The organism is Modestobacter lacusdianchii (assembly GCF_054177765.1).
In genome coordinates, this window is the sequence record NZ_JBJJTJ010000020.1 from 15,615 (window position 1) to 40,909 (window position 25,295).

General features: G+C 69.9%; 32 protein-coding genes. 3 read left to right on the plus strand and 29 right to left on the minus strand.

What is annotated here, in order from left to right:
* Positions 1 to 203: 203 nt before the first annotated feature.
* The 28 genes from map to rpsL form a co-directional block, all read right to left on the minus strand.
* Positions 204 to 1,007: a type I methionyl aminopeptidase gene (gene map, locus ACJTNH_RS14510; protein WP_458176822.1), complete on the minus strand. Its 804-nt coding sequence runs from the start codon at positions 1,005 to 1,007 to the stop codon at positions 204 to 206.
* 81 nt (positions 1,008 to 1,088) lie between these two features.
* The gene (locus ACJTNH_RS14515) at positions 1,089 to 1,724 is read right to left on the minus strand and encodes an adenylate kinase (RefSeq protein WP_458176824.1); all 636 of its coding nucleotides are present in this window, start codon (positions 1,722 to 1,724) and stop codon (positions 1,089 to 1,091) included.
* Positions 1,724 to 3,034, minus strand: a complete 1,311-nt coding sequence (gene secY / locus ACJTNH_RS14520; RefSeq protein WP_458176826.1) for a preprotein translocase subunit SecY — start codon at positions 3,032 to 3,034, stop codon at positions 1,724 to 1,726. The genes ACJTNH_RS14515 and secY overlap by 1 nt, the downstream gene beginning before the upstream one ends.
* 175 nt (positions 3,035 to 3,209) lie before the next feature.
* Complete coding sequence (rplO, locus tag ACJTNH_RS14525; protein WP_222194230.1) at positions 3,210 to 3,653, minus strand: 50S ribosomal protein L15; 444 nt, start codon at positions 3,651 to 3,653, stop codon at positions 3,210 to 3,212.
* Between the two features lie 13 nt (positions 3,654 to 3,666).
* The gene (gene rpmD, locus ACJTNH_RS14530) at positions 3,667 to 3,849 is read right to left on the minus strand and encodes a 50S ribosomal protein L30 (RefSeq protein ID WP_164699904.1); all 183 of its coding nucleotides are present in this window, start codon (positions 3,847 to 3,849) and stop codon (positions 3,667 to 3,669) included.
* 1 nt (position 3,850) lies between these two features.
* On the minus strand, positions 3,851 to 4,477 hold the full coding sequence (rpsE, locus tag ACJTNH_RS14535) for a 30S ribosomal protein S5 (RefSeq protein WP_458176828.1): 627 nt from the start codon (positions 4,475 to 4,477) through the stop codon (positions 3,851 to 3,853).
* A 34-nt stretch (positions 4,478 to 4,511) separates the two neighbouring features.
* Positions 4,512 to 4,892, minus strand: a complete 381-nt coding sequence (gene rplR, locus ACJTNH_RS14540) for a 50S ribosomal protein L18 (protein ID WP_458176830.1) — start codon at positions 4,890 to 4,892, stop codon at positions 4,512 to 4,514.
* 35 nt (positions 4,893 to 4,927) lie between these two features.
* Positions 4,928 to 5,467 (minus strand): 50S ribosomal protein L6, encoded by a 540-nt coding sequence (gene rplF / locus ACJTNH_RS14545; protein ID WP_222194233.1) that lies wholly within the window; start codon positions 5,465 to 5,467, stop codon positions 4,928 to 4,930.
* Positions 5,468 to 5,482: 15 nt separating this feature from the next.
* Entirely contained in the window at positions 5,483 to 5,893 is a 411-nt protein-coding gene (gene rpsH, locus ACJTNH_RS14550) for a 30S ribosomal protein S8 (protein WP_222194234.1), read from the minus strand.
* 175 nt (positions 5,894 to 6,068) lie between these two features.
* Entirely contained in the window at positions 6,069 to 6,254 is a 186-nt protein-coding gene (locus tag ACJTNH_RS14555; RefSeq protein WP_222194235.1) for a type Z 30S ribosomal protein S14, read from the minus strand.
* A 32-nt stretch (positions 6,255 to 6,286) separates the two neighbouring features.
* Positions 6,287 to 6,871, minus strand: coding sequence for a 50S ribosomal protein L5 (rplE, locus tag ACJTNH_RS14560; protein WP_222194236.1), 585 nt, complete (start codon positions 6,869 to 6,871; stop codon positions 6,287 to 6,289).
* Between the two features lie 5 nt (positions 6,872 to 6,876).
* On the minus strand, positions 6,877 to 7,224 hold the full coding sequence (gene rplX, locus ACJTNH_RS14565; RefSeq protein ID WP_458176833.1) for a 50S ribosomal protein L24: 348 nt from the start codon (positions 7,222 to 7,224) through the stop codon (positions 6,877 to 6,879).
* Positions 7,225 to 7,226: 2 nt separating this feature from the next.
* Positions 7,227 to 7,595 (minus strand): 50S ribosomal protein L14, encoded by a 369-nt coding sequence (gene rplN / locus ACJTNH_RS14570; protein WP_029433456.1) that lies wholly within the window; start codon positions 7,593 to 7,595, stop codon positions 7,227 to 7,229.
* Positions 7,596 to 7,797: 202 nt separating this feature from the next.
* The gene (gene rpsQ, locus ACJTNH_RS14575; RefSeq protein ID WP_458176836.1) at positions 7,798 to 8,097 is read right to left on the minus strand and encodes a 30S ribosomal protein S17; all 300 of its coding nucleotides are present in this window, start codon (positions 8,095 to 8,097) and stop codon (positions 7,798 to 7,800) included.
* Complete coding sequence (rpmC, locus tag ACJTNH_RS14580) at positions 8,094 to 8,327, minus strand: 50S ribosomal protein L29 (protein ID WP_014742850.1); 234 nt, start codon at positions 8,325 to 8,327, stop codon at positions 8,094 to 8,096. Before rpmC ends, rpsQ begins: the two co-directional genes overlap by 4 nt.
* Positions 8,327 to 8,743, minus strand: coding sequence for a 50S ribosomal protein L16 (gene rplP, locus ACJTNH_RS14585; RefSeq protein WP_222194238.1), 417 nt, complete (start codon positions 8,741 to 8,743; stop codon positions 8,327 to 8,329). Before rplP ends, rpmC begins: the two co-directional genes overlap by 1 nt.
* A gap of 3 nt (positions 8,744 to 8,746) precedes the next feature.
* Positions 8,747 to 9,676 carry a 30S ribosomal protein S3 gene (gene rpsC, locus ACJTNH_RS14590; RefSeq protein ID WP_458176838.1) on the minus strand — a complete coding sequence of 310 codons (930 nt, stop codon included), beginning with the start codon at positions 9,674 to 9,676 and terminating at the stop codon, positions 8,747 to 8,749.
* A complete protein-coding gene (gene rplV / locus ACJTNH_RS14595; protein ID WP_222194240.1) occupies positions 9,676 to 10,140 on the minus strand; it encodes a 50S ribosomal protein L22 in 465 nt (154 codons plus the stop codon). Before rplV ends, rpsC begins: the two co-directional genes overlap by 1 nt.
* A 31-nt stretch (positions 10,141 to 10,171) precedes the next feature.
* Positions 10,172 to 10,453 carry a 30S ribosomal protein S19 gene (gene rpsS / locus ACJTNH_RS14600; RefSeq protein WP_153359827.1) on the minus strand — a complete coding sequence of 94 codons (282 nt, stop codon included), beginning with the start codon at positions 10,451 to 10,453 and terminating at the stop codon, positions 10,172 to 10,174.
* 23 nt (positions 10,454 to 10,476) lie between these two features.
* The gene (gene rplB, locus ACJTNH_RS14605) at positions 10,477 to 11,310 is read right to left on the minus strand and encodes a 50S ribosomal protein L2 (protein ID WP_458176841.1); all 834 of its coding nucleotides are present in this window, start codon (positions 11,308 to 11,310) and stop codon (positions 10,477 to 10,479) included.
* Positions 11,311 to 11,352: 42 nt separating this feature from the next.
* Complete coding sequence (rplW, locus tag ACJTNH_RS14610; RefSeq protein ID WP_014742856.1) at positions 11,353 to 11,655, minus strand: 50S ribosomal protein L23; 303 nt, start codon at positions 11,653 to 11,655, stop codon at positions 11,353 to 11,355.
* Positions 11,652 to 12,671, minus strand: a complete 1,020-nt coding sequence (rplD, locus tag ACJTNH_RS14615) for a 50S ribosomal protein L4 (protein ID WP_458176843.1) — start codon at positions 12,669 to 12,671, stop codon at positions 11,652 to 11,654. The genes rplW and rplD overlap by 4 nt, the downstream gene beginning before the upstream one ends.
* A complete protein-coding gene (gene rplC, locus ACJTNH_RS14620) occupies positions 12,668 to 13,333 on the minus strand; it encodes a 50S ribosomal protein L3 (protein WP_222194242.1) in 666 nt (221 codons plus the stop codon). The genes rplD and rplC overlap by 4 nt, the downstream gene beginning before the upstream one ends.
* 15 nt (positions 13,334 to 13,348) lie before the next feature.
* Entirely contained in the window at positions 13,349 to 13,654 is a 306-nt protein-coding gene (gene rpsJ, locus ACJTNH_RS14625; RefSeq protein WP_012950483.1) for a 30S ribosomal protein S10, read from the minus strand.
* Between the two features lie 121 nt (positions 13,655 to 13,775).
* A complete protein-coding gene (gene tuf, locus ACJTNH_RS14630) occupies positions 13,776 to 14,969 on the minus strand; it encodes an elongation factor Tu (protein ID WP_458176846.1) in 1,194 nt (397 codons plus the stop codon).
* A gap of 103 nt (positions 14,970 to 15,072) precedes the next feature.
* Complete coding sequence (gene fusA, locus ACJTNH_RS14635) at positions 15,073 to 17,172, minus strand: elongation factor G (RefSeq protein WP_458176848.1); 2,100 nt, start codon at positions 17,170 to 17,172, stop codon at positions 15,073 to 15,075.
* An 87-nt stretch (positions 17,173 to 17,259) separates the two neighbouring features.
* Entirely contained in the window at positions 17,260 to 17,730 is a 471-nt protein-coding gene (gene rpsG / locus ACJTNH_RS14640) for a 30S ribosomal protein S7 (protein WP_458176850.1), read from the minus strand.
* 1 nt (position 17,731) lies between these two features.
* Positions 17,732 to 18,106 carry a 30S ribosomal protein S12 gene (gene rpsL / locus ACJTNH_RS14645; protein ID WP_153359811.1) on the minus strand — a complete coding sequence of 125 codons (375 nt, stop codon included), beginning with the start codon at positions 18,104 to 18,106 and terminating at the stop codon, positions 17,732 to 17,734.
* Positions 18,107 to 18,773: 667 nt separating this feature from the next.
* Between rpsL and ACJTNH_RS14650 the strand changes: the two genes are divergently transcribed.
* The 3 genes from ACJTNH_RS14650 to ACJTNH_RS14660 all read left to right on the plus strand — a co-directional run bounded on the left by ACJTNH_RS14650 (position 18,774) and on the right by ACJTNH_RS14660 (position 21,174).
* The gene (locus ACJTNH_RS14650; RefSeq protein ID WP_458176852.1) at positions 18,774 to 19,754 is read left to right on the plus strand and encodes a hypothetical protein; all 981 of its coding nucleotides are present in this window, start codon (positions 18,774 to 18,776) and stop codon (positions 19,752 to 19,754) included.
* Positions 19,755 to 19,853: 99 nt separating this feature from the next.
* Entirely contained in the window at positions 19,854 to 20,069 is a 216-nt protein-coding gene (locus tag ACJTNH_RS14655; protein ID WP_458176854.1) for a hypothetical protein, read from the plus strand.
* A gap of 67 nt (positions 20,070 to 20,136) precedes the next feature.
* Positions 20,137 to 21,174 carry an LLM class F420-dependent oxidoreductase gene (locus ACJTNH_RS14660; protein ID WP_458176856.1) on the plus strand — a complete coding sequence of 346 codons (1,038 nt, stop codon included), beginning with the start codon at positions 20,137 to 20,139 and terminating at the stop codon, positions 21,172 to 21,174.
* 201 nt (positions 21,175 to 21,375) lie between these two features.
* Here the strand turns inward: ACJTNH_RS14660 and ACJTNH_RS14665 are convergent, their stop codons facing one another.
* A complete protein-coding gene (locus tag ACJTNH_RS14665) occupies positions 21,376 to 25,275 on the minus strand; it encodes a DNA-directed RNA polymerase subunit beta' (RefSeq protein ID WP_458176858.1) in 3,900 nt (1,299 codons plus the stop codon).
* Positions 25,276 to 25,295: the final 20 nt, after the last annotated feature.

Here is a 25,295-nt window from a genome sequence, read left to right on the forward strand (position 1 = left end):
TGGTGCTGGGGTTCACTGCTGGATGACGCTGGTGCGGGCGCTCTCGCTGAGGGCGTCCGTCGGCATACGGCCACAGCACGACGACGGACGGCGCGAACGCCATCGGTCACTGTACTCCCCGTGGCACCAGGTCTCCAACCCGGCCTCGGGTGACGGTGACCTCGCTCCCCGAGCGTGGCCCCCAGGCGACCGCGGCCGGCAGGTCAGGACCGGGCGGTCACGCCGAAGGGCGCCAGGCCGGAGACGCCGCCGTCCTCGGCGGTGAGCACCCAGGGGCCCTCCGGCGTGATGGCCACGCTGTGCTCGAAGTGCGCGGCCCGCGAGTGGTCCTTGGTGACCACCGTCCAGCCGTCGTCGAGCTCGACGGTGGCCGGGTCGCCGATGGTCACCATCGGCTCGATCGCCAGCACCAGGCCCGGGACCAGCTTCGGCCCCCGGCCGGCCCGCCCGTAGTTGAGCACGTGCGGGTCCTGGTGCATCTCGGTGCCGATGCCGTGACCGCCGTAGTGGTCGACGATCCCGTAGGGGTGCTCGTGTGCGGTGATCGACTCCTCCACCGCGTGGCTGATGTCGGTCAGCCGGCCACCCGCGATCGCCTTGGCGAGCCCCGCCCACATCGACTGCTCGGTGACCTCCAGCAGCGCGGCGTCCTCCGGGCTGGCCGCCCCGACGGTGACGGTGACCGCCGAGTCGCTGTGCCAGCCCTGCAGGATCGCGCCGCAGTCGATGGAGATGTTGTCCCCCTCGGCCAGGACCCGGTCCGGGCTGGGGATGCCGTGGACCACCTCGTCGTTGATCGACGCGCAGATGGTGCCGGTGAACCCGTGGTAGCCGAGGAAGTTCGGCACCGCCCCGTGCGACCGGATGTGGTCCTCGGCGATGGCATCGAGCTCACCGGTGGTCACACCCGGGGCGACGGCGGCCTTGACGGCCTTCAACGCACCGGCCGTGATCAGACCGGAGGCCCGCATCAACTCGACCTCGTGCGCGGTCTTGATCTGGATCATGCGTCCACTCCACTTCGCCAACAGGGGCAGTCGGGCGAGGAGCGCGGCACCGCGGTCGCCGTGCACCGGAGAGCCCCGGTCTCAGTCCTCGGTCGAGCCGTCGGCCGGCTCGTCCCCGGGCTCGTCGTCCAGGGCGTGCTCGGCGCCGAGCGCCTGCAGTGCACGCCGGGTGACCTCGTCGATCTCGCCGATGGCGTCGATCTGGCTGAGCAGCCCTGCCTCGGCGTAGAAGCCGGACAGCGGTGCCGTCTGTTCCCGGTACACCTCGAGCCGGTGCCGGACGGTCTCGGGCTTGTCGTCGTCCCGCTGCACCCACTCGCCGTCGACGAGCATCCGGCGTCCGGAGAGCCGGCGGACCAGCTCCTCCTCGTCGACGACGAGTTCGAGGCACCGGTCGACCGCATGGCCCATCTCGGCGAGGGAGTCGCGCAGCTGCTCGGCCTGGGCGATGGTGCGGGGGAAGCCGTCCAGCAGGAAACCGGCCTTGGCGTCCGGCTCGGCCAGCCGATCGGACACCATGGCGACGGTGATCGCGTCGGGGACGAGGTCACCGGCGTCCATGTAGACCTTGGCCTGTCGCCCGAGGTCGGTCTTCCCGCTCACGTTCGCGCGGAAGATGTCACCCGTGGAGATGGCGGGCACGCCGAGCCGGCCGGCGATGATCTGGGCCTGGGTCCCCTTGCCGGCTCCCGGCGGGCCCAGCAGCACGACGCGCACTACCGCAGGAACCCTTCATAGCTGCGCTGGTTGAGCTGCGTCTCGATCTGCTTCACCGTCTCCAAGCCAACTCCCACCATGATCAGCACCGCGGTCCCGCCGAACGGGAAGTTCTGGTTCTGCCCCTCTTGCGTGATGGAGAGGAACAGGTTGGGCAGCACCGCCACCAGCCCGAGGTAGATCGATCCGGGGAGGGTGATCCGCGACAGCACGTACTGCAGGTACTCAGCGGTCGGCCGCCCGGGTCGGATGCCGGGGATGAAGCCGCCGTACCGCTTCATGTCGTCGGCCCGCTCCTCCGGGTTGAACGTGATCGACACGTAGAAGTACGTGAAGAAGACGATCAACGCGAAGTAGATCGCGATGTGCACCGGGCTGCTCTGGTTGATCACGTAGTTCTCGAAGAACCGCCGCACCGGACCGCTCGAGTCGCTCTGCAGCTGGCTGATCAGCTGCGGCAGGTAGAGCAGCGAGGACGCGAAGATCACCGGGATGACACCGGCCTGGTTCACCTTCAAGGGCAGGTACGTCGACGTGCCGCCGTACATGCGGCGGCCGACCATCCGCTTCGCGTACTGCACCGGGATGCGGCGCTGCGCCTGCTCGACGTAGACCACCGAGGCGATGACCACCAGCGCGAAGATGCACACCACGGTGAACACCACGGCGCCGCGGGTCTGCAGGATCGACCCGCCCTCGGCGGGGATGCGCGCCGCGATCGAGGTGAAGATCAGCACGGACATGCCGTTGCCGATCCCCTTCTCGGTCAGCAGCTCACCGAGCCACATGATCACGGCCGTGCCGGCGGTGAGCGTGACCACCAGGACGACGGTGGTCCAGACCGAGTCGGACGGGATGATGTCCTGCTGGCAGTTCGGGAAGAGCTGCCCACTGCGCGCCAGCGCGATGATCCCGGTGCTCTGCAGCACGGCGAGCGCGATCGTCAGGTACCGGGTGTACTGGGTCAGCTTCTGCTGGCCCGACTGCCCTTCCTTCTTGAGCTGCTCGAACCTCGGTATGACCACGACCAGCAGCTGCACGATGATGCTCGCGGTGATGTAGGGCATGATGCCCAGCGCGAACACCGAGAGCCGCAACAGCGCGCCACCGGAGAAGAGGTTGACCAGCGAGTAGACGTCGCGCTGGTCGGAGGCCTGGGCCTGGTCCAGGCAGCTGTTGATCGCCTCGATCGAGACGCCCGGCCCGGGGACGCTGGCACCCAGCCGGTACACGGCGATGAGGGCCAGGGAGAACAGCAGCTTGCGCCGGAGGTCTGGCGTCCGGAACGCCGCGGCGAACGCCTGCAGCACGTGCCCTCCCCGAATCGGTCGTGTGAGTGTATGGACCACCTCGCCCCCCACCACCCGCAGGTTCGCGGCAGGGCCCCGCGGGGCGGCCGTCCAACCCTATCCGTGGGGAGCTGGATGCCAGACGACCCCCGGGACGGGCACCCTCATCGGGTGACCGGCCCGGGGGTCGGCTGGGTCAGATCTGGGTGGTGCTGCCCCCGGCAGCGCCGATCTTCTCCTCGGCGGACTTGGAGAAGGCGTGCGCACGCACGTTCACCGACACCCCGCCGAGCTCGCCGGTGCCGAGGACCTTGACCGGCTGACCGCGCCGGATCGCGCCGGCGTCGGCCAGCGTGTCCGGGTCGATCGCGCCACCCTGCGGGAACAGGGAGGCGATCCGGTCCAGGTTCACGACCTGGAAGACGACCTTGTTGTTGTTCTTGAAGCCCGAGAGCTTCGGCAGCCGCATGTGCAGCGGGGTCTGACCGCCCTCGAAGCGGGCAGAGACCTGCACGCGGGCGCCGGAGCCCTTGGTGCCGCGACCGGCGGTCTTCCCCTTGGAGCCCTCACCACGACCGACACGGGTCTTCTTGGTGTGGGCGCCGGGGGCCGGCCGCAGGTGGTGGACCTTGAGAGTCATTGCGTTCCCCTGCTCAGACGATCTCTTCGACGGCGACCAGGTGCGGCACCGTCGCGACCATCCCGCGGATCTCGGGACGGTCCTCCTGGACGACCGAGTCGTTGATCCGCTTGAGCCCCAGCGAACGCAGCGTCTGACGCTGGTTCGGCTTGGTGCCGATGGCCGACTTGACCTGGGTGACCTTCAGCTGAGCCATCTCAGACCCCCTGACCGGCCCGCGCGCGCAGCATGGCGGCGGGAGCGACGTCCTCCAGGGGCAGGCCGCGGCGAGCCGCGATCTCCTCGGGGCGGACGAGGTCCTTCAGCGCCTGCATGGTCGCGTGGACGATGTTGATCGGGTTCGAGGACCCGAGGCTCTTGGAGAGCACGTCGTGGATGCCGGCGCACTCGAGCACGGCGCGCACCGGACCACCGGCGATGACCCCGGTACCGGGGCTGGCCGGCTTGAGGAGCACGACACCCGCCGCCGCCTCACCCTGCACCGGGTGCGGGATGGTGGCCGCGATGCGGGGCACCTTGTAGAAGTGCTTCTTGGCCTCCTCGACGCCCTTGGCGATGGCCGCGGGCACCTCCTTGGCCTTGCCGTAGCCCACGCCGACGGTGCCGTCGCCGTCGCCGACGATCACCAGCGCGGTGAAGCTGAAGCGCCGACCGCCCTTGACGACCTTCGAGACGCGGTTGATCGCCACGACCCGCTCGATGAACTGGCTCTTCTCTGCGGCACCACCGGGTCCGCGACCGCCGTCCCGGCGGTCGCGACGGTCGTTGCCGCCGGTGCCACCGGCACCGCCGGCGCCACCGCCGCGTCGCTGTGGTCCTGGCATCAGACGTCCCTCTCGATCTCGATTGTGGTGCTCATCAGAAGTCCAGCCCGCCCTCGCGGGCACCGTCGGCCAGAGCCGCGATGCGCCCGGCGTACCGGTTGCCGCCACGGTCGAAGACGACCGCGTCGATGCCGGCGGCCTTGGCACGCTCGGCGACGAGGGCCCCCACCCGGCGGGACAGCGCGGACTTGTCGCCCTCGACGCCCTTCAGGCTGGCGTCCATGGTCGACGCACTGGCCAGGGTACGGCCCACCGTGTCGTCGATGACCTGGACGTGGATGTGCCGGGAGCTGCGCTTGACGACCAGGCGCGGGCGCTCCGGCGTGCCACCCACCCGCTTGCGCAGGCGGTTGTGACGGCGCAGCCGCGAGACGCGGCGCGCAGTGCTGACGTCGGTGCCCACGGGCTTGTGCACCCGGGCACCCTTCGCGGTGTTCGCTGCCTGTGCCATCACTTGCCCGTCTTCCCGACCTTGCGCTTGACGACCTCGCCCTGGTACCGCACGCCCTTGCCCTTGTACGGGTCGGGCCGGCGGATCTTGCGGATCTTGGCGGCGACCTCGCCGACCTGCTGCTTGTCGATGCCCGTCACCCGCAGGCGGGTGGGCGCCTCGACGGTGAAGGAGATCCCCTCGGGGGCCTTCACCACCACCGGGTGGCTGAAGCCGAGCGCGAACTCGAGGTCCGAGCCGCGAGCCTGCACGCGGTAACCCACACCGACGATCTCCAGGGTCTTGTCGTACCCCTGGGTCACCCCGGTGATCATGTTGGCGATCAGCGTCCGGGACAGGCCGTGGAGGGCCCGGCTCTCACGCTCGTCGTTGGGGCGCTGCACCAGCAGCGTCCCGTCCTCACCGCGCTCGACGGTGATGGGAGCGGCCACCGTGTGGCTCAGCTTCCCCTTCGGGCCCGAGACGTTGACCGTGCGCCCGTCCAGGGCGACGTCCACTCCGCTGGGCACCGGAATCGGGAGTCGTCCGATCCGTGACATGTCTGCTCGCTCCTCTTACCAGACGTAGGCGAGGACTTCCCCACCCACGCCCTTCTTGGTCGCCTGCTTGTCGGTGAGCAGCCCGGTGGAGGTGGAGATGATCGCCACCCCGAGGCCGCCGAGCACCTTCGGCAGGGCGGTCGACTTCGCGTAGACCCGCAGGCCGGGCTTGGACACGCGGCGGACGCCGGCGATGCTGCGCTCGCGGTTGGGGCCGTACTTGAGGGAGACCACGAGCTCCTTGCGCACGTGGCCGTCCACCTCGACGTCGTTGACGGTCCAGCCGCCGATGTACCCCTCCTGCTGGAGGATCTCGGCGACCTTCGTCTTCAGCTTCGACGACGGCATGGCCGCGGCGTCGTGGTACGCCTGGTTGGCGTTGCGGATGCGCGTGAGCATGTCCGCGATCGGGTCGGTCATCGTCATGGGTGCGTCGTGCCTCTCTCGCCGCGGTTCCTCATGCGCTGGGTCCCGGAGACTTGGCGCTGGGCCTGTCGGCGATCGGTGGTGCTCATCTGGGTGACCGGTTGGTCGGTGTCACTGCTGAACAGCCCCGCTCCACCCCGCCGCGAGCAGGCTCGCGACGGGATGGAGCGGTCCTTCACCAGCTGGACTTGCTCACGCCCGGGAGCTCCCCGGCGTGCGCCATCTCGCGCAGGCAGATCCGGCACAGGCCGAACTTGCGGAACACGGCGTGCGGACGACCGCAGCGCTGGCAGCGGGTGTAGCCGCGCACGGCGAACTTCGGCGTGCGGGCCGCCTTGTTGACAAGGGCCTTCTTGGCCATCTCTCGGTCTCCTACCTTCTACGCAGACCGCGTCAGCGGGTCGCGTTCACGACGGTCTGGCCGGCGAAGGGGAAGCCGAGCAGCGTGAGCAGCTCGCGGCCCTCCTCGTCGGTGGTGGCGGTGGTCACCAGGGTGATGTCCATGCCGCGCGGACGGTCGATCTTGTCGACGTCGATCTCGCGGAACATCGACTGCTCGGTCAGACCGAACGTGTAGTTGCCGTGGCCGTCGAACTGCTTCGGGTTCAGGCCGCGGAAGTCACGGATGCGGGGCAGGGCCAGCGACAGCAGCCGGTCCAGGAACTCCCACATGCGGTCGCCGCGGAGGGTCACCTTGGCGCCGATCGGCATGCCCTCGCGCAGCTTGAACTGGGCGATGGACTTGCGGGCCCGCACGACGGCGGGCTTCTGGCCGGTGATGGCGGTGAGGTCGCGGACCGCGCCGTCCATCAGCTTGGCGTCACGGGTGGCCTCGCCGACGCCCATGTTGACCACGATCTTGACCAGACCGGGGATCTGCATGACGTTGCTGTAGCCGAACTCGGACTGCAGGGCGGGCGCGATCTCCTCGCGGTACCGGGCCAGCATCCGGGGCAGCTCACGGGTGGGTGCGCTCATGGTGATCAGAGGTCCTTACCGGTGCGCCGCGAAACCCGGATGTTGCGGCCTTCCTCGTCCTTGCGGTAGCCGACCCGGGTCGGCTTGTCCTCGGAGTCGATGACCATCACGTTGCTCACGTGGATGGCCGCCTCCTGCGTGACGATCCCGCCCGACTGGGCACCACGCTGGGTGGTGCTGATCCGGGTGTGCTTCTTCACCCGGCCGATGCCCTCGACGAGGACCTTCTGGGTCTTCGGGAACGCGGCGATGACGCGGCCCTTGGCACCCTTGTCCTTGCCGGACAGGACGACGACCGAGTCGCCCTTCTTGACCTTCATCGACGGGGTCTTCCCGTTCGACGGCTGAGCCATGATCACAACACCTCCGGAGCGAGCGAGATGATCCGCATGAAGCGCTTGTCACGCAGCTCCCGGCCCACGGGGCCGAAGATGCGCGTGCCGCGCGGGTCGCCGCTGTCGCGGATGATGACCGCGGCGTTCTCGTCGAAGCGGATGTAGGAGCCGTCGGGACGCCGACGCTCCTTCACCGTGCGCACGACGACCGCCTTGACGACGTCGCCCTTCTTGACGCCGGCGCCGGGCAGCGCGTCCTTGACGGTGGCGACGATGACGTCACCGATGCCCGCGTAGCGGCGCCCGGACCCGCCGAGCACGCGGATGCACAAGATCTCCTTGGCCCCGGTGTTGTCGGCGACCCTGAGCCGCGACTCCTGCTGGATCACTTCCTGCTCCTGTATCTCAGTGGCGACAGCCGGACCGGATCGGTGAACCGGCTGTCCGGCACCCACGTGCGGACGCACCGGCAGCGTGTGCCGCCGGTGCGTCCGTGCACGGGTACCGGGATGTGGCGCGCACCCGGAGGGCGCGCCAGTCGTCCAGGGTACTCCCTGCCCACCGGCCCCGAGGAGCCGGCTGCCGAGTGACTTACTTGGCCCGCTCGACGATGCTCACCAGGCGCCAGCGCTTGGTGGCCGAGGTCGGCCGGGTCTCCATGATCTGGACCCGGTCGCCGATGCCGGCGGTGTTCTCGTCGTCGTGCGCCTTCAGCTTGCTCGTCCGGCGCAGGACCTTGCCGTACAGGCCGTGCTTCACGCGGTCCTCGACCTCGACCACGATGGTCTTGTCCATCTTGTCGCTGACCACGAGGCCCTCACGGACCTTGCGGTAGCCACGCCCGGCGAGGCCCGGGCCGCTGGCGGCCTGCGTCTGCTCGCTCTCGCTCATGCCACACCCTCGTTCGGGGCGACCGAGAGACCCAGCTCGCGCTCGCGCATGATCGTGTAGATCCGGGCGATGTCGCGGCGGACGGTCTGCAGTCGCCGGTTGTTGTCCAGCTGGCCGGTGGCCACCTGGAACCGCAGGTTGAACAGCTCTTCGCGCGACTCGCGCAGCCGGGTGGCCAGCTCGTCGGCGGACAGCTCGCGCAGCTCAGGCGCAGTGAGACCGGCGGCCATCACACCTCTCCTTCGCGAGTGATGAAGCGGCACTTCATGGGCAGCTTGTGGATGGCCCGGCGCATGGCCTCGCGGGCCACGGGCTCGGCGACACCCGACAGCTCGAACATGATCCGGCCGGGCTTGACGTTGGCGACCCACCACTCGGGCGAGCCCTTACCGGAACCCATGCGGGTCTCGGCGGGCTTCTTGGTGAGCGGACGATCGGGGTAGATCGAGATCCACACCTTGCCGCCACGCTTGATGTGGCGGGTCATGGCGATACGAGCGGACTCGATCTGCCGGTTCGTCACGTACGCCGGCTCCAGGGCCTGGATGGCGTACTCACCGAAGTTGATCGCGGTACCGCCCTTGGCCCGCCCGGAGCGGTCCGGGTGGTGCTGCTTGCGGTGCTTGACGCGACGTGGGATGAGCACGTCTCAGCCCTCCGTGTTCTCGGCACCGGCGGCCTGCGCGGCTGCGGTGCCCTCTGCGCCGGCGGCCTCGCCGACGCTCTGTGCGGGAACGGCCTCACCAGTGGTGACGGCGACGACGTCGGCCGGCGCGTCGGTGGGCTGCTCGGTGGTGGCCGGGCCGGTGGTGGTCTCGGCCGCGGCGCGGCCGGCCTCGGTGCCCCCGGCGGTGGTGCCCGAGGAACCCGAGCGGCGCTGCGGGCGCTGGGCCCGCTCACGGCGCTGCTGACGCTGGGCGAGGGCCTCGAGGGCCTCCCGCTCGGCGCGCGAACCGCTGGCGTCACCCTTGTAGATCCACACCTTGACGCCGATGCGACCGAACGTCGTGCGGGCCTCGTAGATGCCGTAGTCGATGTTCGCCCGGAGGGTGTGCAGCGGCACGCGACCCTCGCGGTAGAACTCCGACCGGCTCATCTCGGTGCCACCCAGGCGACCGGAGCACTGCACCCGGATGCCCTTGACCTGCGGGCTCCGCTGCGCGGACTGCATCGCCTTGCGCATGGCACGACGGAAGCTGACCCGGCTGGAGAGCTGCTCGGCGACACCCTGGGCGACCAGCTGCGCGTCGGACTCGGGGTTCTTGACCTCGAGGATGTTCAGCTGCACCTGCTTGCCGGTGAGCTTCTCCAGCTCACCGCGGATGCGGTCGGCCTCGGCACCACGACGGCCGATGACGATGCCCGGCCGGGCGGTGTGGATGTCGACGCGGACACGGTCACGGGTGCGCTCGATCTCCACCTTCGAGATGCCGGCACGCTCCATGCCCTTGCCCATGAGCTTGCGGATGGCCACGTCTTCCTTGACGTAGTCGGCGTAGAGCTTGTCCGCGTACCACCGGGACTTGTAGTCGGTGGTGATGCCGAGCCGGAACCCGTGCGGGTTGACCTTCTGACCCACTAGCGGGTCCCTCCCCTCGTGTTGCTCTTCTGCTGGGTCGCCGGGCCGGACTGCCCGGTGTCCCGACGTGCCTTGCGGGAACGCTGCGCGAGCTCGGCGCTGGAGCTCACCTCGCTCACCTCGACGGTGATGTGGCTGGTCCGCTTGTTGATGCGGAACGCCCGGCCCTGCGCACGCGGACGGATCCGCTTCAGCGTGGGGCCCTCGTCGACGAACGCGGCGCTGACGACGAGCGCAGCCGGGTCGAGCTGCAGGTTGTGCTCGGCGTTGGCGACGGCGCTGGCGACGACCTTGGCCACCGGCTCACTGGCGGTCTGCGGCGCGTAGCGCAGCAGGGCCAGCGCCTCGTCGGTCGGCAGGTAGCGGATCAGGTCCACCACCCGGCGGGCCTTCATGGGGGTGACGCTGACGAACCGGGCCGTGGCCCGGGCGACCGGCGTCTCCTGTCCCAACTGGGAAGTCATCTGGAGATTCTCTTCTCTACCTGGTCGTCGCTCAGCCGCGCCGCGACCGGCGGTCGTCCTTGACGTGCCCACGGAAGGTGCGCGTGGGCGCGAACTCGCCGAGCTTGTGCCCGACCATCGCCTCGGTGACGAACACCGGGACGTGCTTGCGGCCGTCGTGCACGGCGATCGTGTGCCCGAGCATGTCGGGGATGATCGTCGAGCGCCGCGACCAGGTGCGGATGACGTTCTTGGTGCCCTTGTCGTTCTGAGCGTCCACCTTGGCGAGCAGGTGGTCGTCGACGAACGGGCCCTTCTTCAGGCTGCGTGGCATGTCTGTCGGACTCCTCTACCCGCTCAGCGCTTCTTGTTGGTGCGCCGGCGGCGCACGATCAGGGCGTCACTGGCCTTCCGCTTGCGCGTCCGGCCCTCCGGCTTGCCCTTCGGGTTGACCGGGTGCCGGCCACCGGAGGTCTTGCCCTCACCACCACCGTGCGGGTGGTCGACCGGGTTCATGGCGACACCGCGGACGGTGGGGCGCTTGCCCTTCCACCGCATGCGGCCGGCCTTGCCCCAGTTGATGTTCGACTGCTCGGCGTTGCCCACCTCGCCGATCGTCGCGCGGCAGCGGACGTCGACGTTGCGGATCTCACCGGAGGGCATGCGCAGCTGCGCGAAGCGGCCCTCGCGGGCGACCAGCTGGACGCTGGTGCCGGCCGAGCGGGCGACCTTCGCGCCGCCACCGGGCCGGAGCTCGATGGCGTGGATGACCGTGCCGACCGGGATGTTGCGCAGCGGCAGGTTGTTGCCCGGCTTGATGTCGGCCGCGGGGCCGCACTCGACCAGGTCGCCCTGCTTCAGCTTCGCCGGGGCGATGATGTAGCGCTTCTCACCGTCGGCGAAGTGCAGCAGCGCGATGCGCGAGGTGCGGTTGGGGTCGTACTCGATGTGCGCGACCTTGGCCGGCACGCCGTCCTTGTCCGCCCGGCGGAAGTCGATCAGCCGGTAGGCCCGCTTGTGCCCGCCGCCCTGGTGCCGAGCGGTGACCCGGCCGTGGACGTTGCGCCCGCCGCGACCGTGCAGCGGCCGGACCAGCGACTTCTCGGGGTGGTCGCGGGTGACCTCGGCGAAGTCGGCGACGGACGAGCCGCGGCGGCCCGGCGTCGTCGGCTTGTACTTACGGATGGCCATGGTTCCTCAGAGTCCTCTGGTCCGATCGGTGGTCCGGGGCCGTCAGGCGCCCGGGCCCCCGAAGAGCTCGATGCGGTCGCCGGGGGCCACGGAGACGATGGCGCGCTTGGTGTCCTTGCGCTTGCCCATCACAGCGCCCTTCGAGCGCTTCCTCTTCCCCTGACGGTTGATCGTGTTGACGGCGAGGACCTTCACGTTGAAGACCTGCTGAACAGCGATCTTGATCTGGGTCTTGTTGGCGTCGGGACGCACGATGAACGTGTACTTGTTCTCGTCGAGGAGCCCGTAGCTCTTCTCGGAGATGACCGGGGACAGCAGGACGTCCCGGGGGTCGCGGACGCTCATGCCTTCTCCTCGGTGCTCGCGGCGACATCGCTGTTCTGGTTCGACGTGGTGCCGTCCTCGGTGGGCGCGGTCGCGTCGACACCGGCGTTGGCCGCCTCGGCCTGCTCGGCGGGGGCAGCGGCGGCCTCGGCCGCGGTGGCCGGGGCAGCGTCCTCGGCGGAGGCCTTGGGAGCCGCCTTCTTGGCCGCGGCCTTCTTCGCCGCCTTCTTGGCCGGCGCCGGGTCGACCGGGGCGACGCCCAGGTCGAGGTCCGTGGTGCCCTGGCCCTCGATGGAGGGGATGGCGCCGGGGACGTCCGGGGTGGTCAGGTCGGGCAGCTCGGCGGAGCTGGCCCGGCCGCGACCGGTGGCACCGGGACCGGCGACGTACTCGGCCAGGGCGGTCTCGGTGAAGACCACCTCGTCGGCGACGAGCACGTCGTAGGTGTTCAGCTGGCCGGCCTCGATCAGGTGCACCCGCGGCACGTTGCGCAGGCTGACCCAGTTGAGGACGTCGTCCCGGTCGAGCACGACCAGCACGCGCTTGGCGGAGCTGACCGCGTCGAGCACCTTGAGCGCGGCCTTGGTCGAGGGCGCGTCACCCTCGACGAAGGCGGTGACCACGTGCACCCGGCCCTCGCGGGCCCGGTCGGAGAGGGCACCGCGCAGGGCGGCGGCCTTCATCTTCTTCGGGGTCTTCTGCTCGTAGTTGCGCGGCTGGGGGCCGTGCGAGATGCCACCGCCGGCGAACTGCGGCGCGCGCAGCGAACCCTGGCGGGCGCGGCCGGTGCCCTTCTGGCGGTACGGCTTGGCGCCGGTGCCGCTGACCTGGGCGCGGGTCTTGGTGGCGTGCGTGCCCTGGCGGGCCGCGGCCAGCTGGGCGACGACGACCTGGTGCAGCAGCGAGACGTTCGCCGGGGCGTCGAAGAGCTCGCCGGGCAGCGTCACGCTGCCCGAGGTCTCCCCCGCCGGCGTCCGGACCTCGACCTGACGGTCGGTCCGGGTCGCGGTCGACCCTGCAGAAGTCGGTGCGGTCACTTCGCGTCACTCCCCACGGGGCCGCCCTTGACCGCGGACCGGACGAGCAGGAGCCCGCCACGGGGGCCGGGGACGGCGCCCTTGATCAGGACCAGGCCCTTCTCGGTGTCCACCTGGTGGACCTTCAGCGAGAGGGTGGTGGTGGTGACCGCGCCCATGCGCCCGGCCATGCGCACGCCCTTGAAGACGCGACCGGGGGTGGAGGCACCACCGATCGAGCCGGGGGCGCGGTGCTTGCGGTGGGTGCCGTGGCCGGCGCCGAGGCCCTTGAAGCCGTGACGCTTCATGACACCGGCGGTGCCCTTGCCCTTGCTGGTGCCGATGACGTCGACCTTGGCGACGCCGGAGAGGACCTCAGCGGTCAGCTCCTGGCCCACGGTGTAGTCGCCGGCGTCCTCGGTGCGCAGCTCGACCACGTGCCGCCGGGGCGTGACGCCCGCCTTGGCGAAGTGCCCGCCCTCGGGCTTGTTCACCTTGCGGGGGTCGATCGCGCCGAACCCGAGCTGGACGGCGGAGTAGCCGTCCTTCTCCGGGGTGCGGACCTGGGTGACCACGCACGGGCCCGCCTTGACGACGGTCACCGGCACGATGCGGTTGTTCTCGTCGAAGACCTGGGTCATCCCCAGCTTCTCGCCGAGGAGACCACGGAATGTGCTCGCCATGTCTGGAAACAGCCCTTACTGGATGTTGACGTCGACCGAGGCCGGCAGGTCGATGCGCATGAGCGCGTCGACCGTCTTCGGCGTCGGGTCGAGGATGTCGATGAGCCGCTTGTGCGTGCGCATCTCGAAGTGCTCGCGCGAGTCCTTGTACTTGTGCGGCGAGCGGATCACGCAGTAGACGTTCTTCTCCGTCGGCAGCGGCACGGGGCCGACGACGCGCGCTCCGGTCTTCGTCACCGTCTCGACGATGCGCCGCGCCGAGGCATCGATCGCCTCGTGGTCGTAGGCCTTCAGCCGGATGCGGATCTTCTGTCCCGCCATCGGTTGTCTTCGCTCCTGCCGATCGGTTGTGAAAGTTCAGTTGGGTCTGTTGACCCGGGGGTCGGGTCTCCCGACCCGGGTGACGGGCGGCGGCCAGGTGCGGCCGCCGCCCGTCAGGGTGTCACTTGATGATCTTGGTGACCCGGCCGGCGCCGACGGTGCGGCCACCCTCACGGATGGCGAACCGGAGGCCCTCCTCCATGGCGATGGGCTGGATGAGCTCCACCGTCATCTCGGTGTTGTCGCCGGGCATGACCATCTCGGTGCCCGAGGGCAGCGTGACGACGCCGGTGACGTCCGTGGTCCGGAAGTAGAACTGCGGACGGTAGTTGTTGAAGAACGGCGTGTGCCGGCCGCCCTCGTCCTTCGAGAGGATGTAGACCGAGCCCTCGAAGTTCGTGTGCGGGGTGATGGAGCCCGGCTTCACGACGACCTGACCGCGCTCGACGTCCTCGCGCTTGATGCCGCGCAGCAGCAGACCGACGTTGTCACCGGCCTGGCCCTGGTCGAGCAGCTTGCGGAACATCTCGACGCCGGTGACCGTGGTCTTGGTCGAGGTCGGGCGGATGCCGACGATCTCGATCTCCTCGGACACCTTGACGATGCCGCGCTCCACGCGACCGGTGACGACGGTGCCGCGACCGGTGATGGTGAAGACGTCCTCGACGGGCATGAGGAACGGCTTGTCGATCTCACGCTCCGGCTCGGGGATGGCCGAGTCGACGGCGTTCATGAGCTCCATGAGCTTGTCGCCCCACTCGGCGTCGCCCTCGAGCGCCTTGAGCGCCGAGACGCGGACCACGGGGACGTCGTCGCCCGGGAACTCGTACTCGGACAGCAGCTCGCGGACCTCCAGCTCGACGAGCTCGAGGATCTCCTCGTCGTCGACCATGTCGGCCTTGTTCAGCGCCACGACGATGTAGGGGACACCCACCTGGCGGGCCAGGAGCACGTGCTCCTTGGTCTGCGGCATGGGGCCGTCGGTCGCGGCGACCACCAGGATGGCGCCGTCCATCTGCGCCGCACCGGTGATCATGTTCTTGATGTAGTCGGCGTGCCCGGGGCAGTCGACGTGCGCGTAGTGCCGGTTCTCGGTCTGGTACTCGACGTGCGCGATCGAGATCGTGATGCCGCGGGCCTTCTCCTCGGGCGCCTTGTCGATCTGGTCGAAGGCGGACGCCTCGTTGAGGTCCGGGTACTTGTCGTGCAGCACCTTGGTGATCGCCGCGGTCAGCGTCGTCTTGCCGTGGTCGATGTGCCCGATGGTGCCGATGTTGACGTGCGGCTTGTTCCGCTCGAACTTGGCCTTGGCCACTGGGTTCCTCTCTCCGTGTCTTCGCAGTCGTGCGCGTGCTTGGGGGGTGGGCCGTGCTCGGGTCGGTGGGCGTCAGGCATCGCTGCCCTGGCCCACCGACCGGTTACTCGCCGGTCGCCTTGGCGATGATCTCCTTGGCGACGTTGGCCGGGACCTCGGCGTACGAGTCGAACACCATGGTGTAGCTCGCCCGCCCCTGGGTGCGGCTGCGCAGGTCGCCCACGTAGCCGAACATCTCCGACAGCGGCACCAGGGCCCGGACGACGCGGGCGCCGGAGCGCTCCTCCATCGCCTGGATGGTCCCGCGGCGGGAGTTCAGGTCGCCGATCACGTCACCCATGTAGTCCTCGGGGGTGACGACCTCGACGGCCATCATCGGCTCGAGCAGGGCCGGGCTGGCCTTGCGTGCGGCCTCCTTGAAGACCATCGAGCCGGCGATCTTGAAGGCCATCTCCGAGGAGTCGACCTCGTGGTACTGGCCGTCGATCAGCGTCGCCTTCACGCCGACCATCGGGTACCCGGCGAGGATGCCGTACTGCATGGCGTCCTGCATGCCCGCGTCGACCGACGGGATGTACTCCCGCGGGATGCGACCACCCGTGACGGCGTTCTCGAACTCGTAGGTCGGGCCGTCGGCCGCGACCTCGAGGGGCTCGATCGTGACCTGCACCTTGGCGAACTGGCCGGACCCACCGGTCTGCTTCTTGTGGGTGTAGTCGACCTTCTCGACCTTCTTGCGGATCGTCTCGCGGTAGGCCACCTGGGGCTTGCCCACGTTGGCCTCGACGCGGAACTCACGCCGCATGCGGTCGACCAGGATCTCCAGGTGCAGCTCGCCCATGCCGGAGATGACGGTCTGGCCGGTCTCCTCGTCCAGCTTCACCTGGAAGGTCGGGTCCTCCTCGGCGAGCTTCTGGATCGCGGTGCCCAGCTTCTCCTGGTCGCCCTTGGTCTTGGGCTCGATGGCCACCGAGATGACCGGCGCGGGGAAGGTCATCGACTCGAGGATCACCGGGCTCTGCGGGTCACAGAGGGTGTCACCCGTGGTCGTCTGCTTCATGCCGTTGACGGCGACGATCTCGCCGGCGCCCACGCCCTGGCGCTCCTCGCGCTTGTTGGCGTGCATCTGGTAGATCTTGCCGACCCGCTCCTTGCGGTCCTTGGTGCTGTTCAGCACCGGGGAGCCCGCGTCGAGCTTGCCGGAGTAGACCCGGATGTAGGTGAGCTTGCCCAGGTGCTGGTCCGTCTGGATCTTGAAGGCCAGCGCGGAGAACGGCTCGTCCTCGTCGGCGTGGCGCAGCACCTCGGTCTCACCGTCGAGCGCGGTGCCGACGATGGCCTCGATGTCCAGCGGGCTGGGCAGGTAGTCCACGACACCGTCGAGCAGGGGCTGGACGCCCTTGTTCTTGAACGCGGTGCCGGTGAGGACCGGGTTGACCTGGCCGGCGATGGTGGCCTTGCGGATGGCCGCCTTCAGCCGGTCGACGGCGATCTCCTCGCCCCCGAGGTAGTCCTCCATGAGCGAGTCGTCGAAGTCCGCGATGTTCTCGAGCAGCTTCTCGCGGTACTCGGCGGCCTGGTCGGCGAGCTCGGCCGGGATCTCCTCGACCGCGTAGTCCTCGCCCATCTTGGTCTCGCCGCGCCAGGTGAGCGCGCGCATCTGGACCAGGTCCACGACGCCGATGAAGTCGGCCTCGGCACCGATGGGCAGCTGCAGGACCAGCGGGTTGGCCGCCAGCCGCTCGACCATCATGTCGACGCAGCGGAAGAAGTCCGCGCCGGTGCGGTCCAGCTTGTTGACGAAGCACATGCGCGGGACGCCGTACTTCTCGGCCTGCCGCCACACCTGCTCGGTCTGCGGCTCGACGCCGGCGACCCCGTCGTAGACCGCGACGGCACCGTCGAGCACGCGCAGGGACCGCTCCACCTCGACGGTGAAGTCGACGTGCCCGGGGGTGTCGATGATGTTGATGTCGTGGCCGTTCCAGGAGCACTTCGTCGCGGCGGACGTGATGGTGATGCCGCGCTCCTGCTCCTGCTCCATCCAGTCCATCGTGGCCGCGCCGTCGTGGACTTCACCGATCTTGTAGTTGATACCGGTGTAGAAGAGGATCCGCTCGGTCGTCGTCGTCTTGCCGGCGTCGATGTGCGCCATGATCCCGATGTTGCGGGTCTTGGCGAGCTGGGCCTCGTTCTGGGCCATTCCCTTACTCCTCTTCCTTCTCGTCCGTGCGCGGTGTCCGGGGGTCGCCCGGTTCGACCGCGGGCAGCGGCTGCTGGTGGACCGTCGTCACCAGCGGTAGTGCGCGAAGGCCTTGTTCGACTCGGCCATCTTGTGCGTGTCCTCGCGGCGCTTGACCGCGGCACCGAGACCGTTGCTGGCGTCCAGGAGCTCGTTCATCAGGCGCTCGGTCATCGTCTTCTCGCGACGGGCCCGGCTGTACTGGATCAGCCAGCGCAGCCCCAGCGTGGTGCTGCGGGAAGCGCGGACCTCGATCGGCACCTGGTAGGTCGCACCACCGACGCGACGGCTGCGGACCTCGAGGGCCGGCTTGACGTTGTCCAGCGCCCGCTTGAGCGTGACCACCGGGTCGGTGTCGTTCTTGGCCCGGACGCCCTCGAGGGCGCCGTAGACGATCGCCTCGGCGACCGAGCGCTTGCCGTCGACCAGCACCTTGTTCACCAGCTGGGTGACCAGCGGCGACTGGTACACCGGGTCGACGACGAGCGGACGACGGGGAGCGGGACCCTTGCGGGGCATGTCAGCTCTTCTCCTTCTTCGCGCCGTACCGGCTGCGAGCCTGCTTGCGGTTGCGGACGCCCTGGGTGTCCAGCGAGCCGCGGATGATCTTGTACCGGACGCCGGGGAGGTCCTTCACGCGGCCGCCGCGCACGAGCACCATGGAGTGCTCCTGCAGGTTGTGGCCGACGCCCGGGATGTAGGCCGTCACCTCGATGCCACTGGTGAGGCGGACGCGAGCGACCTTGCGCAGCGCCGAGTTCGGCTTCTTCGGCGTCGTCGTGTAGACGCGCGTGCACACGCCGCGGCGCTGAGGGGAACCCTTCAACGCCGGGGTCTTGGTCTTCTCGACCTTGTCCTCGCGGCCCTTGCGGACCAGCTGCTGGATCGTGGGCATGGGTGGCCTGGATCTCCTGCCTGCGCTGGGTCGTGCTGTGGATGTGGTGCGGTGCTGTGGTGTGCCCGGTCGCCCGGCCGTGCCGAGTCTGGTCGTGACCCACCCTCCGGCCCCCGCGTTCGGGCGTGTCGCCCTTCGCGAGAACCGGCCAGTTGATCGAACCGGACTCGTCGCCCCAGGTCCGGCGCCGGCCACACCATCGCGAGATGGTCCCCGTCTGCGACGAGGATGACCCCTGGCGTCCCGCCGGCCCGCGAGGGCGGTTGGACACGCAGGTGCACCGATATCGGAGCACGGCCCAGTCACCCTGGGCACAGCTGACCACAGTACCCGGCCCTCTCGACCCGGTCAAAGGCGGGTCGACATGTGGTCCCGAGCACCGGACCAGCCGGTCTGCCCAGCACCAACCTCCGGCCCGCGGACGCCATTCCCACGAGCGGAGAAGGCGTCCGAGGGCACCCGAGCGGCAGCGATGCGGGAGCCGTCCGGCCGCAAGGTACCCGAGCCGGGCCGGTGACGGACGTCCGGCGCGCACCACGACGTCGTCCGCCGACGTCCCGGCGTGCTCGTCCCACGTCGCTTCTGTCCGACCCCCGCCCTACGGTCAGTGGCGCACCGCTCACGAACAGCTGTCCACCCTGGGCCGCCCGACCTCCGGAGGTACGCCGTGCTCCCCGACTCCGCACGTGAACTCAAGGCACGGCTGTCCCAGCGGCTGAGCGAGGCGCCGCTCGACGGGGCGACGGCGCGGGCGGCCGGCGGCGCCCGCCCGTGGAGCGGTGTCGCCCTGGGCCTGCGCCCGGTCGGCCCCGACCAGGTGCACCTGGCGATCCGGCTGGTGACGCAGGCCGACGCGGCGGTGGTGCTCGGCGGCCTCGACGACAGCGCCCGGGAGGAGGTCGACGTCCGGGTGATCGGCCCGGTCCGCCCGCTCTCCTCCCCCACCCCCGAGGAGCTCCGCCGGCGGACGCGGCCACTGCGGCCCGGCCTCTCGGTCAGCCACCCCGACGTGACCGCGGGCACGCTGGGCGGCTTCGTCCGGCGCCCGGGCGGTGACGCACTGCTGGTGCTGTCCAACAACCACGTGCTGGCCAACAGCGACGCGGCGAGCGAGGGCGACGAGGTGCTCCAGCCGGGCGTCGCCGACGGGGGGCGGGCCACCGACCGGATCGGCGTCCTGACCTCGTTCGTCCGCTTCTCCCCCCAGCCGGGCAACCTCGTGGACGCCGCAGTCGCCACCCTGGACGCCGGCACGGTCGCCGACCCGGGCGGCTACCCCGGCGGCCCCCTGGCGTCCCTGGTGGCCGCGGCCGATGCCGTCGACCCCGACGAGCTGGTGGAGAAGGTCGGCCGCACCACCGGGCACACCCGTGGGCGGGTCACCGCCGTCGAGGTCGACGGGGTGGGCGTGCAGTACGACGACGGCGTGCACACCTTCGACGACCAGGTGGAGATCGAGGGGCTCACCGGCGCGTTCAGCGCCGGCGGCGACAGCGGCTCGGTGATCTGGCGGAGCAGTGACCGGGCCCCGCTGGGCCTGCTGTTCGCCGGCTCGACGGTGGGTGGCAGCGCCGGGGGCGGGGTCACCTTCGCCAACCCGCTGGCCACCGTGCTGCGCGAGCTCGGCGTGGAGTGGGTCGCCGGCTGAGGGCCCCGGGCGGCTGCGGGGTCGCAGTGGCCCCCCGCAGAGGGGGCGGGCGGGCCGACCCCCTGGGCAGGATGCCCGCACGGGGGCACCATGGGTGCCATGACCGACCGTGCCACCGCCCGCGCCGCCAAGAGCGCGCTGGCGTCGCGCTTCGCCGCTGACCCCGGGGTCGCGGGGGTGGGACTGGCCCGGCAGGACGCCGAGTACGTGGTCCGGGTCGACCTGACCGAGGCAGGCGCCGGTGGGCGGGTGCCGCACGACGTGGACGGCGTCCGCGTCGTCACCCACGTGATCGGCACCGTCCGACCGCAGTGAGCCGCCGGGCCGTTACCGTCCCCCGGAGCGGTGCCGACGAGGGTGCCGCGAACGTCGAGGAGGACGCGTGCGCATCGGTATCCAGGCAAGTTACGCCGGGGACTTCAAGCAGACCGCGGCGGAGATCCGCGACCTGGAGTCCGCCGGTCTCGACGTCGCGATGTGCGCGGAGGTCTACACCTTCGACGCGGTGAGCCAGCTCGGTTACCTGGCCGCGGTCACCGACCGGGTTGAGTTGATGAGCGGCATCCTGCCGATCTACAGCCGCACGCCCGCACTCACCGCGATGACCGCGGCCGGACTGGACTTCGTCTCCGACGGCCGGTTCACCCTGGGCCTGGGCGCCTCCGGCCCGCAGGTGATCGAGGGGTGGCACGGCCTCCCCTACGACGCCCCCCTCCAGCGCACCCGGGAGATCGTGGAGATCTGCCGGCAGGTGTGGCGGCGGGAGCGCCTCGTGCACGAGGGCGCGAAGTACACCGTGCCCCTGCCCGCAGAGCAGGGCACCGGGCTGGGCAAGCCGCTCAAGCTGATCAACACCCCGGTGCGGGAGCGGATCCCCGTGCTGCTGGCTGCCCTGGGCCCGAAGAACGTCGAGCTGGCCGCCGAGATCGCCGAGAAGTGGGAGCCGATCTTCTTCCACCCCGAGCGGGCGGCGGACGTCTGGGGTGCCTCGCTCGAGGCCGGGAAGGCCAAGCGCGACCCGGCCCTCGGTGAGCTCGACGTGGTGGTCGGGGTCCCGGTGGCCGTCGGTGAGGACGTCGACCACCTGGTGCAGGCGGTCCGGCCGGGGATCGCCCTCTACGTCGGCGGCATGGGCGCCAAGGGCAAGAACTTCTACAACGACCTGGCCCGCCGCTACGGCTACGAGGCAGAGGCCGAGACGATCCAGGACCTCTACCTGGCCGGGCGCAAGGAGGAGGCGGCCGCCGCCGTGCCGGAGGACCTGGTCCGCGCCACCTCGCTCATCGGGCCGGAGTCCTACGTGGCGGAGCGGATCGCCGCCTTCGCCGAGGCCGGCGTCACGACGATCAACCTGCAGCCCCTCGACGACAGCCGCGAGGGCCGCTTGCGCACGGTGGAGACGATGCGCCGGCTCTGCTGACCCGGTCGTCGGCAACGCAGCGCGACGGCCGTGAGCCGCACCCGGCCGTCCTCCCCCGCGCCCGGCGAGGAAGGACGTGGTTGCCTCCTCGGGAGGCGGCCCGCCCATGACATGCCGATTCATTGCGTCACGTGATGCCGAGTACGCAGAAGGCCCCGCACGCCAGTGGCGTGCGGGGCCTTCTGTCACTCACTCAGCGCGTCAGCGCCAGTCGTACTCCTCGAGCCGGACGGCCTCGCCCGAGCCCTGACCGAAGACGTCCGGGCTGTAGTACTGCCCGTCGTCGTAGCCGGCCATGGTGTACACCGCGGCGCGGGCCTCCTCGGTGGGCTCGACCGTGATGTTCCGGTAGCGGCTGATGCCGGTACCGGCCGGGATCAGCTTCCCGATGATCACGTTCTCCTTGAGCCCGAGCAGGCTGTCGCTCTTGCCCTGGATCGCGGCGTCGGTGAGCACCTTGGTCGTCTCCTGGAAGGAAGCGGCCGACAGCCACGACTCCGTCGCCAGCGACGCCTTGGTGATCCCCATCAGCACCGGACGGGCCGAGGCGGGCTCGCCGCCCTCGGCGACGACCCGGCGGTTCTCGGTCTCGAACAGCGTCCGCTCGACCAGCGCCCCGGGCAGGAACTCCGTCGCACCCGAGTCGATGATGGTCACCCGCTTCAGCATCTGCCGGATGATCACCTCGATGTGCTTGTCGTGGATCGACACACCCTGGCTGCGGTAGACCTCCTGGACCTCGCGGACCAGGTGCAGCTGCACCTCGCGCGGGCCCATGATCCGCAGCACCTCGTGCGGGTCGACCGCGCCCTCGGTCAGCTGCTCGCCGACCTCGACGTGGCCGCCGTCCTCGACCCGCAGCCGCGAACGACGCGACAGCTTGTCGTAGACGACCTCGTCGGAGCCGTCGTCCGGGGTGATGGTGAGCTTGCGGAACTGCTCGCCGTCCTCGATCCGGACGGTGCCCGCCAGCTCGGCGATCGGGGCCTTGCCCTTGGGGACGCGGGCCTCGAAGAGCTCCACCACGCGCGGCAGACCGTGGGTGATGTCCTCACCCGCGACACCACCGGTGTGGAAGGTGCGCATCGTCAGCTGCGTGCCGGGCTCACCGATCGACTGGGCGGCGATGATGCCGACCGCCTCGCCGACGTCCACCAGCTTGCCGGTCGCCAGCGAGCGGCCGTAGCAGGTGGCGCAGGTGCCCAGCAGCGACTCGCAGGTGAGCACGCAGCGGACCTTGACCTCGGAGACACCGGCGTCGACCAGCTGCGCGATGAGCACGTCACCCAGGTCGGCCCCGGCCGGGGCGATCTGCGTGCCGTCGGCGGCGACCACGTCAGCGGCCAGCGCACGGGCGTACACGCTGGTCTCCACGTGGGCGTCCCGCGTCACGACGCCGTCGGAGACGGTGCCGATCGGCATGATCACGCCACGCTCGGTGCCGCAGTCCTCCTCGCGGATGATGACGTCCTGCGAGACGTCGACCAGCCGGCGGGTGAGGTAACCGGAGTCGGCGGTGCGCAGCGCGGTGTCGGCCAGGCCCTTGCGGGCGCCGTGGGTGGAGATGAAGTACTCCAGCACGGACAGACCCTCCCGGAAGTTGGCCTTGATCGGCCGCGGGATGATCTCGCCCTTCGGGTTGGCCACCAGGCCACGCATGCCGGCGATCTGGCTGATCTGCATCATGTTGCCGCGAGCGCCGGAGTTGACCATGACCCACACCGGGTTGGTGGTCGGGAAGTTGTCGACCATCGCCTGGCTGACCTCGGCCCGCGCACGGGTCCAGATCTCGATGAGCTCGGACCGACGCTCGGCGTCGGTGATGACGCCGCGCTCGTACTGACGCTCGATCTTGCGGGCCTCGTCCTCGTGCCGGTCCAGGATCGCCTGCTTCACCGGCGGGGTGACGACGTCGTCGATCGCGATCGTCACGCCCGAACGGGTCGCCCAGCGGAAGCCGGCCGCCTTGAGGGCGTCCAGGGTCGCCGCCACCTGCACCTTGGGGTAGCGCTCGGCGAGGTCGTTGACGATCGCGCCCAGCGCCTTCTTCGGCACCTGGTAGTTGACGAACCGGTAGTCCTCCGGCAGGGCCTCGTTGAACAGCACGCGGCCCAGGCTGGTGGAGACGACAGCGGGCTTGCCCGGCTCCCAGTCCTCCGGGGCCTCCCACGGGTCGTTCGGCCCGCTGTCGACGCCGAAGACCTCGTCGAGGCGGATGAGCACCCGCTCCTGCAGCCCGAGCGCGCCCTTGTCGAAGGCCATGACCGCCTCGGCGGTGGTCGCGTAGGACTTCGGGCGCTCGCCCTCGGCCAGCTCCGTCGAGCCGGAGAGGCTCGTCAGGTGGTAGAGGCCCAGCACCATGTCCTGGGTCGGCGCGGTGATCGGACGACCGTCGGCCGGGCTCAGGATGTTGTTGCTGGACAGCATCAGGATGCGCGCCTCGGCCTGGGCCTCGGCCGACAGCGGCAGGTGCACCGCCATCTGGTCACCGTCGAAGTCCGCGTTGAACGCGGTGCAGACCAGCGGGTGGATCTGGATGGCCTTGCCCTCGACCAGCTGGGGCTCGAAGGCCTGGATGCCCAGACGGTGCAGGGTCGGTGCACGGTTCAGCAGCACCGGGTGCTCGGTGATGACCTCCTCGAGCACGTCCCAGACGACCGGCCGCGCGCGCTCGACCATCCGCTTGGCGGACTTGATGTTCTGCGCGTGGTTGAGGTCGACCAGCCGCTTCATCACGAAGGGCTTGAACAGCTCCAGCGCCATCTGCTTGGGCAGACCGCACTGGTGCAGCTTCAGCTGCGGGCCGACGACGATGACCGAACGACCGGAGTAGTCGACGCGCTTGCCCAGCAGGTTCTGGCGGAACCGGCCCTGCTTGCCCTTGAGCAGGTCGCTCAGGGACTTCAGGGGGCGGTTGCCCGGACCGGTGACCGGGCGGCCGCGACGGCCGTTGTCGAACAGCGCGTCCACGGACTCCTGGAGCATCCGCTTCTCGTTGTTGACGATGATCTCCGGCGCGCCCAGGTCGAGCAGTCGCTTGAGCCGGTTGTTCCGGTTGATCACCCGGCGGTACAGGTCGTTCATGTCGCTGGTGGCGAAGCGGCCACCGTCGAGCTGCACCATCGGGCGCAGGTCCGGCGGGATGACCGGGACGCAGTCCAGCACCATGCCCATGGGCGAGTTCTGGGTCTGCTGGAACGCCGCGACGACCTTCAGGCGCTTGAGGGCCCGCAGCTTGCGCTGGCCCTTGCCGCTGCGGATGGTCTCGCGCAGCGAGACGGCCTCGGCGTCCAGGTCGAAGCCGGCGAGCAGCTTCTGCAGCGCCGCGGCGCCCATGCCGCCCTCGAAGTACTCACCGAAGCGGTCACGCAGCTCGCGGTAGAGGCCCTCGTCGGCGATGAGCTGCTTGACCTCGAGCTTGCGGAAGGTGTCCATCACCTCGTCGAGGCGGTCGATCTCCCGCTGGGCCCGGTCGCGCAGCTGACGCATCTCGCGCTCGCCGCCCTCGCGCACCTTGCGGCGCACGTCGGACTTGGCACCCTCGGCCTCGAGCTCGGCGAGGTCGGCCTCCAGCTTCTGCTGGCGGGCCTCCACGTCGGCGTCGCGGCGGGTCTCCAGGTTGTGCTTCTCCGCGCTGATCTCGGCCTCGACGGTCGGCAGGTCGCGGTGACGCGCCTCCTCGTCGACCGAGGTGATCATGTAGGCGGCGAAGTAGATGATCTTCTCGAGGTCCTTGGGCGCCAGGTCGAGCAGGTAGCCCAGGCGCGAGGGCACGCCCTTGAAGAACCAGATGTGGGTGACCGGCGCGGCCAGCTCGATGTGGCCCATCCGCTCACGGCGCACCTTGGCGCGAGTGACCTCGACGCCGCAGCGCTCGCAGATGATGCCCTTGAAGCGGACCCGCTTGTACTTCCCGCAGTAGCACTCCCAGTCCCGGGTGGGACCGAAGATCTTCTCGCAGAACAGACCGTCCTTCTCCGGGCGGAGGGTGCGGTAGTTGATGGTCTCGGGCTTCTTCACCTCACCGTGTGACCACTGGCGGATGTCGTCACCGCTGGCCAGACCGATGCGCAGTTCGTCGAAGAAGTTGACGTCGAGCACTCGATGTACCCCTTTCCGGG